The sequence below is a fragment of the Merdimmobilis hominis genome (genome assembly GCF_900104615.1).
Classification (GTDB): domain Bacteria; phylum Bacillota; class Clostridia; order Oscillospirales; family Ruminococcaceae; genus Merdimmobilis; species Merdimmobilis hominis.
On sequence record NZ_LT629939.1, the window covers coordinates 113,808 to 127,075 of the forward strand.

General features: G+C 57.7%; 13 protein-coding genes and 1 other annotated feature (1 of these 14 only partly in view). All 13 genes read right to left on the bottom strand.

The features are described from left to right. Window positions 1-314, bottom strand: a 314-nt coding sequence (locus tag BQ5353_RS00590) for a SpoIIIAC/SpoIIIAD family protein (RefSeq protein WP_083386500.1), incomplete at its 3' end; no start/stop codon positions are given. Between the two features lie 20 nt (window positions 315-334). Next, window positions 335-529, bottom strand: coding sequence for a stage III sporulation protein AC (spoIIIAC, locus tag BQ5353_RS00595; RefSeq protein ID WP_054331189.1), 195 nt, complete (start codon window positions 527-529; stop codon window positions 335-337). 54 nt (window positions 530-583) lie between these two features. Then, window positions 584-1,090 carry a stage III sporulation protein AB gene (locus BQ5353_RS00600; protein WP_054331188.1) on the bottom strand — a complete coding sequence of 169 codons (507 nt, stop codon included), beginning with the start codon at window positions 1,088-1,090 and terminating at the stop codon, window positions 584-586. After that, on the bottom strand, window positions 1,047-2,039 hold the full coding sequence (locus BQ5353_RS00605; RefSeq protein ID WP_071427091.1) for an ATPase, T2SS/T4P/T4SS family: 993 nt from the start codon (window positions 2,037-2,039) through the stop codon (window positions 1,047-1,049). Before BQ5353_RS00605 ends, BQ5353_RS00600 begins: the two co-directional genes overlap by 44 nt. Before the next feature lie 119 nt (window positions 2,040-2,158). Then, window positions 2,159-3,112 carry an ABC transporter ATP-binding protein gene (locus tag BQ5353_RS00610; RefSeq protein WP_071427092.1) on the bottom strand — a complete coding sequence of 318 codons (954 nt, stop codon included), beginning with the start codon at window positions 3,110-3,112 and terminating at the stop codon, window positions 2,159-2,161. Then, a complete protein-coding gene (locus BQ5353_RS00615; RefSeq protein WP_054331185.1) occupies window positions 3,075-4,802 on the bottom strand; it encodes an ABC transporter permease in 1,728 nt (575 codons plus the stop codon). Before BQ5353_RS00615 ends, BQ5353_RS00610 begins: the two co-directional genes overlap by 38 nt. Window positions 4,803-4,874: 72 nt before the next feature. Beyond that, window positions 4,875-5,936: an ABC transporter substrate-binding protein gene (locus BQ5353_RS00620; protein ID WP_071427093.1), complete on the bottom strand. Its 1,062-nt coding sequence runs from the start codon at window positions 5,934-5,936 to the stop codon at window positions 4,875-4,877. 54 nt (window positions 5,937-5,990) lie between these two features. Beyond that, window positions 5,991-6,617 carry a PHP-associated domain-containing protein gene (locus tag BQ5353_RS00625; RefSeq protein ID WP_054331182.1) on the bottom strand — a complete coding sequence of 209 codons (627 nt, stop codon included), beginning with the start codon at window positions 6,615-6,617 and terminating at the stop codon, window positions 5,991-5,993. Window positions 6,618-6,800: 183 nt separating this feature from the next. Then, window positions 6,801-8,243: an Asp-tRNA(Asn)/Glu-tRNA(Gln) amidotransferase subunit GatB gene (gene gatB, locus BQ5353_RS00630; RefSeq protein ID WP_071427094.1), complete on the bottom strand. Its 1,443-nt coding sequence runs from the start codon at window positions 8,241-8,243 to the stop codon at window positions 6,801-6,803. Between the two features lie 15 nt (window positions 8,244-8,258). Beyond that, complete coding sequence (gene gatA, locus BQ5353_RS00635) at window positions 8,259-9,725, bottom strand: Asp-tRNA(Asn)/Glu-tRNA(Gln) amidotransferase subunit GatA (protein ID WP_054331181.1); 1,467 nt, start codon at window positions 9,723-9,725, stop codon at window positions 8,259-8,261. Window positions 9,726-9,745: 20 nt separating this feature from the next. Beyond that, window positions 9,746-10,018 carry an Asp-tRNA(Asn)/Glu-tRNA(Gln) amidotransferase subunit GatC gene (gene gatC, locus BQ5353_RS00640; protein WP_054331180.1) on the bottom strand — a complete coding sequence of 91 codons (273 nt, stop codon included), beginning with the start codon at window positions 10,016-10,018 and terminating at the stop codon, window positions 9,746-9,748. 15 nt (window positions 10,019-10,033) lie between these two features. After that, on the bottom strand, window positions 10,034-12,022 hold the full coding sequence (gene ligA / locus BQ5353_RS00645) for an NAD-dependent DNA ligase LigA (protein WP_195254328.1): 1,989 nt from the start codon (window positions 12,020-12,022) through the stop codon (window positions 10,034-10,036). Between the two features lie 127 nt (window positions 12,023-12,149). Next, the gene (gene yunB / locus BQ5353_RS00650; protein WP_054331179.1) at window positions 12,150-12,863 is read right to left on the bottom strand and encodes a sporulation protein YunB; all 714 of its coding nucleotides are present in this window, start codon (window positions 12,861-12,863) and stop codon (window positions 12,150-12,152) included. Window positions 12,864-13,236: 373 nt separating this feature from the next. Continuing rightward, window positions 13,237-13,268 (bottom strand) — a binding site (T-box leader); it runs 220 nt beyond the window's last position.

Consider the following 13,268-nt stretch of genomic DNA (forward strand, 5'->3'; position numbering starts at 1 on the left):
GCCACCCGGCCCGCCAGTTCCACCTTGGCCGCCACAGCGGATTCCCCGGCATCCCGGCAGGTATCACAGCCCAGCTGGGTCAAGAAACAAATCCCCAGGGACTTGAATAGAACCTGGGCATACTCCCCCGGTAGCTTGGCCAGGGTGATCACCCTTTCAATCTGCCGCAGGAGGGGTTCCGCCTCCCCGGTGATCCAGAGGAAGATGAGCACCCCCGCCCCCAAAGTGACTAGGAGGGCGTATTCTGGCTTATACTGCCGCAGAACTACGGCAAGAGCCGCAGCTGTCAGCCCCAGGCCCACAACCGAGAGCATCTCCACACGGTTCACCCCCTTTACAGGCCAAACACGCTTTTGATGGTGGAAAACAGATTGCTGATCTCCTGCACCATCACCATCAGCACCACAATCAGCCCGGCCAGGGTGGTCATCATCGCCTGTTCCTCCCGGCCTGAACGGATCAGCACCTGGTTGAGCACCGCCACAATAATGCCGATAGTAGCTATTTTAAAAATCAAATCCACATCCATTGGTTGTCCTCCCCTGCGGCTTCCCGATTGGAGCCGCCTTGGTTTTTTCAATCGTCACAAAAATAGGATGAAAAGGCCCGCTCCCCCCAGCATCCCCAAACTGCGGAACAGGTTCCCCTTGGAGGTTTTTTCCTCCTGGGCCTGGGCGCGCTGCTCCTCCAAAAGGCGCTGGCACTGGGCCAATTGGGCCAGCTGGCCTTCTGCGGAGGAAGCCCCCAGCAGTTCCCCCACCTGGCCAAGAACCCGCCGGTCCTCCGGTTCCAAAGGGAGGGCGGAACCATCCACCGCGGTGTGCCACGCCGTGGGGAAATCCATCCCCTCTTTGGTGAGGCGGGCCGCATTGCCGATGAAGTCCAACTTGGCGAACCTTCCCCGCTCCCCCAGGGAGAGAAGCAAATCCTCGGTCCGGGCAAGGGTGTACCGCAGCTCCTCGCAGAGTGCCTGCACGAAGGAGAGGCAGCTTTCCAATGCCAAAACCCGGTTGGATAGACGGCAGGAGGCGAGGATTCCCGCCCCGCTACAACAGGCTGCTATCAGCAAAAGCCCGGCCAACCGGAGCATGAAAATCCCCCGCTTCCACAATGGATTTGATCTTACATGGCGAAGCTGCCCCTTCCAGCAGAACCACCTTCTGAAAAGCCCCTGTATGCAAAAGGGCCACTCCTTGGGGCCTGGCCAGCAGCTCCTCCAGGGTGGAGGCATGGATGGTGGCCACCACCGGCACCCCGCTGTTGAGGGCCATGGAGACCGCCCGGATTTCCTCCTCCTTCCCCACCTCATCGCAGAGGATTAGGTCGGGGGAAAGGGACCGCAGGGCCATCAGAATGCCCTCCCCTTTGGGGCAGCCGCTCAATAGGTCGGTGCAGACTCCCAGATCCCGCCGGCCTTCAGCCGCCGTGCCGCCGATTTCGCACCGCTCGTCCACAACCGCCACCCGCAGGTACCGTCCAGTAGCCCCGCTGGATAGCTGCCGTCCAAGGTCCCGCAGCAGGGTCGTTTTACCGCTTCCCGGCGCCCCGGCGATCAGTACACCCTGCACCCGCCGGCTGAATATCCGCTCCACCAGCTGGTCGGCACAGCCCCGGATATCCCGGGCGATCCGCAGGTTGATGGAGGTGATCTCCCGCAGGTTGGCGACCCCGTCTTTTTCCAGGACGGCGCTTCCCCCCAGCCCGGCCCGGTGCCCGCCCGCAACCGAAAGGTACCCCTCCCGGATCTCATGCTGGTGGGTGTGAACCGAATAGCGGCTCATAGTGCGGATGCTGGAGGCGATGTCCTCCCGGGTAACGATAAAACTTTGGCTGCCTGGCCGGTCGGTCAGCTTGGATTGGCAGCTGACAAAACAGGTGCGGTCTCCCATCTGGACGGCCAGAGGTTGTCCCTCCCGCAGGCGCACTTCGGAAATATGATCCTTCATCATCGAAGGCAGATAGAGCAAAACTTTCTGTACCCGGTCGTCCAGGGACTCCACGGCGCTGTCATAGCTGTTCTTGTTTTTTAGCGTCTCCATAAGCTTGTTCACTCCTTTGTGGTAAGGATATGGGGACACGCCCTCTTTTAGAACCGGTTTTGCCATAGAAAAATCCCCCGGAGAATTTCTCCGGGGGATACTTGATTCCGCAAATAAGGCTATTCATTTAGGAAGAAGGAGTGGCCGATCTCCACCGCCACCCGGGCGCCGGTTTCCAGCTCGCTGTTCTGCCGGCCGAAGAGGCTCGCTTCCAGCCGCTTCCCATCGCCCTCCACCACATACTCGGTGTGGGAACCCATGAAGGTCTTCTCCACAATGGTGTAGGGGCCGTCCGGCGCCATGCGAAGGAGGATGTCTTCCGGGCGGACTACCACTGTCCTCCCCCCTTCCCGAAAGTCGTTGGATTTGCCCACAAAGGTGGCCACATAGCGGCTTTCTGGATGGAAGTAAATCTCCCGCGGGGTGCCGATCTGAGCTACATCCCCATGGTCCATCACCACAATCCGATCCGAGAGGCAGAGGGCCTCCTCCTGGTCGTGGGTGACAAATATCATAGTGATACCCAGCTTCTGCTGGAGCTCTTTGAGTTCCGCCCGCATCTTGACCCGCAGGCCGGCGTCCAAATTGGAAAGAGGCTCATCCAGCAGAAGAATTTTGGGCCCTGTGGCCATCGACCGGGCCAGGGCCACCCGCTGCTGCTGCCCGCCGGAGAGGTTGCCCACCCGGCTTTTCTCGTAGCCGGAAAGCCCCACGATGGAGAGGTACTCCATCGCCACCGGAATGGCCTCCTTTTTGGACATCCGCCGCAGAAAACGCAGGCCGTAGCAGACGTTTTCCAGCACGTTCATATGGGGAAACAAGGCGTAACTTTGAAACACAGTGGAGATGGGCCGTTCCTCCGGTGGGAGGGCGGTGATATCCTCCCCATCCAACAGGATGCGGCCAGAATCCGCCTTGAGGAAGCCGCCGATCAGGTTAAGGGTGGTGGTTTTCCCACAGCCGGACGGCCCCAAAAGGGTGACAAACTCCCCTTTATCGATGGAAAAATTCAGCTCTTTTACCCCGTTGTCAGCGTCATACAGCTTCTTGAGATGATCCAGCTTCAGGAACACGTCCGTTCCCTCCTTTCTGATTTTTCCGGCCCCGGTTGAGCAGGTACATGGAAAATAAGTTGATCCCCAGGGTGACGGCGATGATCATCACCGCCTGGACGGCTGCCACCCCATAGCGGCCGTTTTCAATGGATTGGAACAGCTCCATGCTGGCCACGTTCTTGCCGGGGGAGATCAGGAAGGCGATGGCTCCCACCGACGTCATGCTGGAGGTGAACACCGTGATAAAGCAGGTCAGGAAAGTGGACTTGAGCAGGGGCAGTATCACCCCGAAGAAGACCTCCATCCGGCTGGCCCCCAAGTCTTGAGCTGCGGCCTCTAGTTTTTCATCGATGGCGGAAAAGGCGGCGTTGGCCGACTTGTTGGCGACCGAGATCTGCCGGAAGGTGTAGTTGCAGATGATGATGAGGCCCGTTCCCCGCAGCAGGAAGGGCTCATGGCTGAAAGCCGCCACATACCCCAGACCGAAGAAGGTTCCGGGGATGATGTAAGGCAGAGAGGCGATAAACTCCACCCCTTTCATGCCGGGCAGGCGGCGCCGGTGGGTGTAATAAGAGAGCAGTATCCCCAAAAAGGAGGCCGCCACGCCGGATAGAACTGCATATCGAATGCTCCGCCAATAGGAGCTCATTTGAGAGCGGGGCAGGTCGTGGAAATACTTGGTGGTGAACTGGATGTGGCCGGTGGCGGTGTTGGAGACAGTAGACAACAAGATATTGCCGTATTTTAATGCCATCACGGTGAAAAACAAGCCCACCACCGAAAGCAGCAAACAGCGGATGGACCGGGGGAGTTCAAACTCGTAGCCGCTGCCGGAAAAGGATTTGCTCCCCTCAGCAAGGCTGCCGGATTGGGAGAGGGTCTTCCGGTAAAAGTAGAAAGCCACTACCGCTGTGGGAACCATCAGCACACTGATGGCCGATGCTTTGCCCAGGTTGGCGGTGGAGATCACCTGCAAATAAGCTTCCGTAGCCAGCACTTTATACCGCCCGCCAATGACAATTGGGGTGCCGAAATCCGCCAGGTTCATGGTGAATAGGGTGAAAATCACCGACAAAAGGCCGGGGCGCACCAGGGGGATCACCACATGCCACAAAGTCTGCCAGGGATTGGCCCCCAAATCCCGGGAAGCCAGCACCTGTTTCAGGTCCACCGTATCAAAGGAGGCCAGCAGGAGCAGCGTGGCAAAGGAGATGTTGCCTATGGTCTGCAAGATGACGATGCCGTGCCAGCCGTAGGGGTTGACGCTCAGGCCCAGCAGGCCGTAGGTGATGATCCCACGGCGGCCGAACAGCAAGATAAAGGCCAGGGCCGAGACAAAAGGCGGGGAAATCATGGTCAAAAGCAGGCCGTTCTGCAAGAGTCTACGGGTCTTTTCTTTGGAGCAGAAGGCGTACAGCGCGATGCAAAAAGCAAAAAAGGTGGTGAAACTGGAAGAGAGTGTGGCCACCCAAAGGCTGTTGCCGATCAATTTTAGGTTGCTTTTGGTAAACAGATCCAGGTAGTATTGCAGGGTGAACTGGCCTTTGACAAAGAAACTGGTGGATACCACCGAGACAATGGGATAGAGGATAAACAAGGCGATTCCCGCCAGCAGCAGCCCCAGCATCACCCAATCCAGCAGATTGGCCGCCCGGTACCGGAGCCGGCGGACCGGACGGGCTGTGCCGGTTTGCTCATATGCTGTCATAGGCGCCTCCTTTCCATGCTGAAAGAGGCCCCGAACCGCGGTTCAAGGCCCCTTTCTCAACATTCAGTTTGGTTACGCGTCTTTTTCACCGGCGAGGGCAGCCCATTTTTCAAGCAGGGCCTCCCGCTGGGAACCAAACAAGGTGACATCTTGTTTGATCATCTTGGTTGTGTCGACGGTGCCGATCGCAGAGGGGACCTCCACATCGCCTCTGGCCATGATGCGGGCATCGGCTTCACGCAGGGCTTCCTGTCCCTCTTTGGAGAGCATGTAGTCCACAAATACCTTGGCTGCTTCCTTGTTCTGGGAATTCTTGAAGATGGCGATGGGGGCGGGAGTCCAAGGAATCATGTCCTCAGGGTAGATGGCAGTGACCGGGTACTCCTCTTCCAGGGCGAAGGTGCCGCCGGTCATAGCGAGAATGGCGATGCCGTACTCGCCAGCGCAGGTCTTGGGGCCGGGTTCGCCGCCGCCCTTGGCGTAGAAGTCCACATTGTCGTTAATCTTGCCCCAGATGTCCCAGCCTTTTTCTTCTCCCCAAGCTTGCAGAGTGCCGTTGAGGATGGCGTATTGAGTGCCGCTGATAGCGGGAGAAGCCATGATGATCTCATCTTTATACTTGGGATCAGCCAGGTCTTCCCAGGTTTTGGGGGCTTCCAGGTTCTTCTCGGCGAGAACGTCGTTGTTCACCAGGAAACCGGCGGGAACCAGGGCCAGGCTTGTCCAGTAGCCGTCTTTGTCCCGGTAGCTCTCATCGATGGCTTCCGCCTCGGGGGAGACATACGGTTCCAGATAGCCAAGTTCGGTTGCAGCGATGTAGCTGTCCACGCCGCCGCCGAACCAGACGTCCGCTGTGGTGTTGCCGTTTTCCGCCTGCATCTGGGCCAAGGCCTTGCCGGTGGAGATCTCCACATACTCAATCTTGATGCCGGTCTTCTCGGTGAAGGCGTCGAAGGATTTCTCCGCCCCGCCGTAGGCAAGCATCACATTTAAAGTTGTGCCCTCATAGGGCTTTTCAGCAGCCTCAGAAGACGATGTTCCAGAGCTGGAACTTTGGCCGCCGCTGTTGCTGCAGCCAGCAAAAACGCCTGTCAGCATAGCCGCAGCCAACAAACTTGCCAGGATACGTTTCATAGTCGTGCACTCCTCGTATTTACAGATTCTATACCAGCGTGGACCCCTTCCCTTTTAGAAGGTTTCCACGACTTGATATCCCTCTTCCGTCCAGATCGCCGGGCGGCATTTCCCGGATTTGAGCACCCGCACCAGGTCGGGGATGGTGCGCACATCCTCCGGCAGGTAGGTGGCGTATTTGCCCAGCTGACTGGTCCAGTGGGCATCGCTGGCCCCAATTGGCACAAGCCCCAGCTCATTGCAGTAGCGAAGGGCTTCCCGGTTGGCCTCCAAAGAGGTGCTTCCATTGAGCACCTCCACCCCGCCCAGGCCGTGGACGTCCTTGAGGTGGTGCTCCAATCCCCGGTTGTTGTTGCGGAACGGGTGGCAGGAGATACAGAATCCCCCTTGGGAGGCCACAAAATCGATGAACTCCTGGGCGTCAATCCGCTCACTGGGGAAAGAATCGATGCCAAAGGCGGTGATGTCCCCCCACAGGGAATAATATTCCACCCCTACAAAAATGGGGAAATCCACTTCTTTGGAATAGGCTTCCGCCACTTCTTTGAGCCCCATGCTGTCGTGGTCGGTGATGCAGACACCGTCCAAGCCTTTGGCTTTGGCATCGCTGACGATCTCCGCCAAGGTCATTTTGCTGTCGGAGGAATAGGTTGATTCGTGTAGATGCATGTCTACGAGCATGAAAAGATACCTCCTTTAGGCAAAAACCGCCTAAATTCCTGGATATTATACCATGCTTCCATACCCCGGGCAATTGTAATTGATTTTTTCGATAGCTAGCCGATTTATATCGTTTTTTTCTATAGAAATAGCGGGTGAAGTTACTTTCCACCCGCTATTGGACGCGTCATATATCTATATTTGTTATATGGTTTCTATTGCTTTGACAATCAGGTCTTTGAAGATGCCGGGGTTGCCCTGGCCCTTGGAGGCCCGCATGCACTGGCCCACCAGGAAGCCGACCACGTTGGTCTTGCCCTTTTTGTAGTCCTCCACAGCTTTGCCGTTGGCCTCCAGCACTGATTTCACAATGGCCTCCAGCGCAGAAGTGTCGCTGATCTGGGCAAGGCCCTTCTCCTTGACCACCTCATCGGCGGATTTGTCGGTGAAGAGGATTTCCTCAATCACCGTCTTGCCCGCGGCATTGGAGATCTCCCCAGACTCGATGAGCTGAATCATCCGGGCGAGGTTTTGGGCGGTCAGCTTGGTATCACTCAAATTGATGTTCTTCTCGTTGAGGAGGCGGGAAACATCGCCGTTAAGCCAGTTGGAGATGTTTTTTGGCTGGCAGGACTTGAGGGCAGCGGCCGCTTCAAACAGCTCCGCCTTCTCCGGGTTTTCCACCAGCAGGTTGGCGTCGAACCGGGGCAGACCGAAATCCTTCATATACCGTTTCAGCTTGGCGTTGGGCAGCTCCGGCAGGGAGGCTTTCAGCTCCTCCACATGGGCGGGGTCCACCATGATGGTCAAAAGGTCCGGCTCGGGGAAATACCGGTAATCCTGGGCATCCTCTTTGGAGCGCAGCAGGAAAGATTCCCCTTTCATGTCGTCCCAGCGGCGGGTTTCCTGGTGGATCTCCCCACCGGCTTCCAGAATCTCAATCTGGCGCTTTGCCTCATACTCAATGGCGCGGACCGCACCGCTGAAGGTGTTGACATTTTTCATCTCGCAGCGGGTGCCAAAGGTATCAGAGCCCTTGGGCATCACCGAAACGTTGATGTCGCACCGGATGGAACCCTCCTGCATCTTGCAGTCGGAGATGCCGATGGTCCCCAAAATGGCCTTGATGGTGTCCAGATAGGCTTTTGCCTCGGCGGAAGAGCGCATGTCCGGCTCGGAGACAATCTCAATCAGCGGGACGCCGCAGCGGTTTAGATCCACCAGGGAGCCGGAGAAGCTGTCGTCGTGGATCAGCTTGCCGGCGTCCTCCTCAATGTGGATGCGGGTGACGCCGATTTTTTTGGTGGTGCCCTCGTCGTCCAGCATCACCTCCACAAAGCCATTTTCGCACAGGGGGATGTCAAACTGGGAGATCTGGTAGCCCTTGGGCAGGTCGGGATAGAAATAATTCTTCCGGTCCTGCTTGCAGACGTTGTGAATGGTGCAGTTGAGGGCGTGGCCCATCTTGATGGCATAGTCCACCACCTTCTCATTGAGGGTGGGCAGGGTGCCGGGCAGGCCGGTGCAGATGGGGCAGCAGTTGCTGTTGACTTCGGAGCCGAAGGCATTTTTGCAGCCGCAGTAGATTTTGGTAGCGGTGTTGAGTTCCGCATGGACCTCAAGGCCGATGACGGTTGTATATTCCATGTTCCATTTACCTCCTTATGCCCGGATCTCGGGGATGGGGCCAAAGCCCCCGACGATCTTCTCATAGCAAGCGCCAGTCTTGAGCAAGGTGGCCTCGGAGAATTTGGGCCCGATGAGCTGCATGCCGATGGGCAGGCCGTTGGCCCCCTTGCCGCAGGGGATGTTAAGGCCGGGCAGGCCGGCGATGTTGACGTTGATGGTGCAGATGTCGGCAGCGTACATCTTCAAGGGGTCGTCTACATTCTCCCCAATTTTGAAAGCCGTGGAGGGGGCTGTGGGGGTGATCAGCAGGTCGCAGGACTGGAACGCCTCGGCAAACTCTTGGGCGATGCGCATCTGGAGGAGCTTGGCCCGTTTGTAATAGGCGTCATAGTACCCAGAGCTGAGCACAAAAGTGCCCAACATGATGCGGCGCTTGACCTCGTCGCCAAAGCCCTCGCTGCGGGTGCGTTCATACATGTCGATGAGGCCGTTGTAATTCTCGGCGCGGTAGCCGTATTTGACCCCGTCAAACCGGGCCAGGTTGGAGGAAGCCTCCGCGGAGGCGATGATGTAGTAGGCAGAGAGGGCGTATTGGGTGCTGGGCAGGCTGATCTCCTTGACAGTGGCGCCAGCCGCTTCCAACTCCTTGATGGCGGCGTGAACTGCGGTTTTGACTTCCTCGTCCACGCCTTCACCGTAGTATTCGGCGGGCACGCCGATGGTGAGGCCCTTGACCCCTTCACCCAGGTTGGCGGTGAAATCGGGGTATTCCCGGTAGGCGCTGGTGGCGTCCATCTTATCGTGGCCGCAGAGGACGTTGTACAGCATGGCCACATCCTCCACGGTGCGTCCCATGGGGCCAATCTGGTCCAGGGAGGAGGCAAAGGCAACCAAGCCGTAGCGGGAAACCGAACCATAAGTGGGTTTGAGGCCCACAATGCCGCAGTAAGCGGCAGGCTCCCGGATGGAGCCGCCGGTGTCGGAACCCAAAGCCAGTGTCGCCATGCCGGAGGCCACCGCCGCGGAGGAACCGCCAGAGGAGCCGCCGGGAACATAGTTCAGGTTGTGGGGGTTGTGGGTCTTGAAGAACCGGGAGTTCTCACAGGAGGAACCCATGGCAAATTCATCCATATTCAGCTTGCCGGGCATCACGGTGTGGGCGGCCAGCAGTTTTTCCATCACAGTGGCGTTATAGGGCGGCACAAAGTTGTACAGCATCTTGGAAGCGCAGGTGGTGAGGATGTCCTTGGTGCAGATGTTGTCCTTCACCGCCACGGGGATGCCCGCCAAGGGGGACAGGCTCTCCCCTTTGGCCAGCAGCTCGTCCACCGCTTTGGCCTGGTCCATAGCGGAATCCCGGGTCAGGGTGATATAGGCTTTTACCTTGTCCTCCACCGCGTCAATCCGGGAGAACACCGACTGGGCGATCTCGGTGGCGCTGCAGCTCTTGTCCCGCAGCATGCGGGAGAGTTCCGCCGCTGATTTTGTATACAATTCCATGTTGTCTACCTCCTACCCTTTTACTGTTCCACCGTCTTGGGCACGACGACGCAGCCGGCCTTGACTTCGGGGGCGTTTTTGAGAACCTCATCCCGGCGAAGGGAGGGGGTGATTTCGTCCTTGCGCAGTTGCATGGGGCAGCTAGGATCCACCCCAAATTCGCTGCCGGAGATCTCGGGCAGGTTTTCCACCATGCCCAAAATATCCTGCATCTGCTCTTCAAACTTTTCCAGTTGATCGTCTTCTATTCTCAGCCGGGCCAGTTTGGCCACGTGTTTGATATCGATCTGCATTGTTGCACCTTCCTTTTATTGTCCTTGTGTCAGGGTGAGGAGGCCCGCTTCATCCAGGATGGGAACCCCCAGCTCCTGTGCCTTGGTCAGTTTGCTTCCAGCTTCCTCCCCCGCCACTACATAGCTGGTTTTTTTGGAGACGCTGGAGGAGACCTTCCCCCCCAGGTTTTCGATGATCTCTTTTGCCTCATTGCGGCTCATGGTGGGCAAGGTGCCAGTCAAGACAAAGACGAGGCCCTCCAAAACCTTGGATTGGGGCTTGTTCAGGCAGGTCATATTGACCCCTGCATCCTTGAGGCGCTGCACCTGGAGGCGGTTGTTTTCCCCAGCGAAGAAATCCACCACGCTTTGGGCCATAATCTCCCCAAACCCGTCGATGGCATTGATCTCTTCCACATTGGCGGCCATGACGGAGTCCATTGTCCCAAAGTGCTGGGAGAGGAGGATGGCGCTCCGCTGGCCGATCCCCCGGATGCCCAGGGCAAAGATCACCCGGCCCAGGTCGTTGCCGCGGCTGCGGTCGATGGCGGCCATCAGGTTGGCAGCGCTCTTCTCCCCCATCCGGTCGATGGCGGCGACCTCCTCTTGTTTCAGATGGTAAAGATCCGCCGGGGAAGCGATCATCTCCCGCTGGAGGAGGGCCTCCAGCAGGGCCGGGCCCAAGCCCTCAATGTCCATGGCGTCCCGGGAGGCGAAATGGATCAGGTTGCGCAACACCTGGGCGGGACAGCTGACGTTTTCACACCGCAGCACCGCCGCCTCCTTGTCCCGCACCACCTCCGACCCGCAGGAGGGGCAGACGCGGGGGATCTGGAACACCGGGTTCTCCCCTTTGTGCTCCGCCACCGCCACCACTTCAGGGATGATCTCCCCGGCCTTGCGAACGGTGATGATATCCCCAACGGCAATCTCCCGCTGGTCGATGAAGTCCTGGTTGTGGAGCACTGCACGGCTGACGGTGGTGCCCGCCAGGGTTATGGGTTCAAACCGGGCGGTAGGGGTCAGGGCGCCGGTGCGGCCCACTTTGATCTCAATATCAAGCAGCTTGGTGTTCTTCTCCTCCGGCGGATATTTGAAAGCAATGGCCCACTTGGGGAATTTGGAAGTGGAACCCAGTTCCTCCCGCTGGGAGAAGTTGTCCACCTTCACAACAGCCCCGTCGATGTCGAAAGGGTACTCCCCCCGGCGCTGGCCAATGGCCTCAATCTCCCGGACAGCGGGTTCAATCTCGCTGCACAACAGGTAAGAGGGGATCACGTGGAAACCCTGTTCCTTGAGATAGTCCAGCGATTCCTTATGGCCCAAAAGCTCTTTCCCCTCGATCTGCTGCACATTGAAAACAAAGATGTCCAAATACCGTTTAGCAGTGACCTTTGGATCCTTTTGCCGCAGGGATCCGGCGGCTGCGTTGCGGGGGTTTTTAAAGGGCTGTTCTTCGCTCAGCTCCTGCTGGGCAACCACCTTTTCAAAACTTTCCCGGGGCATGTAAACCTCCCCGCGCACCTCCAAAAAGGGGATGGGGTCCTTGAGGCGCAGAGGGATGGACCGGATGGTGCGCAGGTTTTGGGTGACATCCTCCCCCACAAACCCGTCCCCCCGGGTGGAGCCACGGACAAACTCCCCGTCCCGGTACTCCAGCGAGACCGAGAGGCCGTCGATCTTCGGCTCCACCACAAACTGGGCCTGGGGCAGCTCCTCTTTAACCCGCTGGCCAAAGGCCGCTACCTCCTCGGTGCTGAACACGTCCTGGAGGGAGCCCATCTGCACCTCATGGCGGACCTCCTCAAAGGTGTTGAGGGTCTTTCCGCCCACCCGCTGGGTAGGGGAATTGGGGGACTGAAGCTCCGGGAACTGCTCTTCCAAATCCAACAGTTCATGGTAGAGCCGGTCGTACTCATAATCCTCCACCTTGGGGTTATCCATGACATAATACCAGTAGCTGTAGTCCTCCACAAGGGCCGTCAGCTCTTCCATTCTCTTTTTTGCTTGCTGAAGGTCCAACATGCAACCTCCTTTTTCCCGGCACAGCCGGATGTTCACAGAGTAATAGTATAGCATATTTCTTTTTTATTTTACAGCCTTATTTCTTAGTTTTGCTTGGGAAAGAGGGAAATAATCCCCCGCCCGCCGTCTATTGCACCAGCGCAGCCCCATTCCCCCGCCCGGCGCCAAAATCGAAGATCTTGGAGAGATTGGAGCGGTCGTCCCCGGTGACTTCGGTGAAGGACTGAGGCACATACCCGACAATCACCGTCTCTGCCAGGCAGTAGCTGGTTTTGACCTCGGTGGTGACGCTGTATCCCGGCACGATGGCGGTCACATTCATGGTCATGTTGAGCAGGATCTGATGCCGGGTCTGGTTGATGCCCGCGGAATCAAACCGGTTTTCGTAATCAGTGAGCAGGTACCCGGCAGGCATGACGTGGAATTTGACCTTGGGCCCTCGGCCGGACAGGATCTGCACCCCAGTCAGGGAGCCGATGGGGATGTTGATGTCCTGGTTTTCCAGGTTGGCTACATGGTACAGCACCGTGTTGGTGATGTTGGCCCGCATCCGGTTAAGAGCGGTCATATCGGTCTGGATGGCGGTGACCTCCCCCTTTTCATTGCGCGTCAGGGTGACCAAATCCCCATAGGTGACCCCTTCCCGGGTCAATTCTTCCAATACGGCGTCGTTGATCACCTGGGTAGCATACACCTGGGCTTGGTAGCTGGACATGGTCTTGATCACCGGCCGGATACGGCTGTCCACCAGGATGACAGTGATGAGGAGCATCATAAATACAAAACAGGATTTATAAAACAGGATCTGTTTGGGATCCAAATAGCGGCGGCCTCGTCTCATGGCAAACCCTCCCCACCGGTATTCTATTCGCCGCTGGGGGCAAACGTGCCCCTTTGGGTGGATTTTGGCCCCGTTCCATAGAAAAAGGGCATGGAAAAAGCTCCATGCCCTAGTACGGCAGCCGCGCCTTTTGACGTCTTTGCCGCCGCGGTGATCCCCTCGTTTATTTCTGCCAGTTTTCTTCTTATTTTGAGGCTGCTCCGGGCAGCCGGATAATTCGCGCCATGATGGGGGTGCAGCCAATGGCTGCGGCTTTTTTGTTCTTCCATGTGCTTTGGCGTTGACAACGACGGTGCATAGCAGCTCCTCCTATATCAATTTTATTTTTTAGGCGGCTTTTGTGGGGAAATACAAAAAGCCCGCCCCTGTATCACACAGGGACGAGCTAACTTTTCATTGCCCGCG

Excerpts from the sequence above, each read along its gene's own strand:
- spoIIIAC (WP_054331189.1), bottom strand. The coding sequence starts at position 529 with ATGGATGTGGATTTGATTTTTAAAATAGCTACTATCGGCATTATTGTG.
- BQ5353_RS00625 (WP_054331182.1), bottom strand. The coding sequence starts at position 6,617 with ATGCTCGTAGACATGCATCTACACGAATCAACCTATTCCTCCGACAGC.
- gatA (WP_054331181.1), bottom strand. The coding sequence starts at position 9,725 with ATGGAATTGTATACAAAATCAGCGGCGGAACTCTCCCGCATGCTGCGG.
- gatB (WP_071427094.1), bottom strand. The coding sequence starts at position 8,243 with ATGGAATATACAACCGTCATCGGCCTTGAGGTCCATGCGGAACTCAAC.
- yunB (WP_054331179.1), bottom strand. The coding sequence starts at position 12,863 with ATGAGACGAGGCCGCCGCTATTTGGATCCCAAACAGATCCTGTTTTAT.
- BQ5353_RS00600 (WP_054331188.1), bottom strand. The coding sequence starts at position 1,090 with ATGCTCCGGTTGGCCGGGCTTTTGCTGATAGCAGCCTGTTGTAGCGGG.
- BQ5353_RS00605 (WP_071427091.1), bottom strand. The coding sequence starts at position 2,039 with ATGGAGACGCTAAAAAACAAGAACAGCTATGACAGCGCCGTGGAGTCC.
- BQ5353_RS00620 (WP_071427093.1), bottom strand. The coding sequence starts at position 5,936 with ATGAAACGTATCCTGGCAAGTTTGTTGGCTGCGGCTATGCTGACAGGC.
- ligA (WP_195254328.1), bottom strand. The coding sequence starts at position 12,022 with ATGTTGGACCTTCAGCAAGCAAAAAAGAGAATGGAAGAGCTGACGGCC.
- gatC (WP_054331180.1), bottom strand. The coding sequence starts at position 10,018 with ATGCAGATCGATATCAAACACGTGGCCAAACTGGCCCGGCTGAGAATA.
- BQ5353_RS00615 (WP_054331185.1), bottom strand. The coding sequence starts at position 4,802 with ATGACAGCATATGAGCAAACCGGCACAGCCCGTCCGGTCCGCCGGCTC.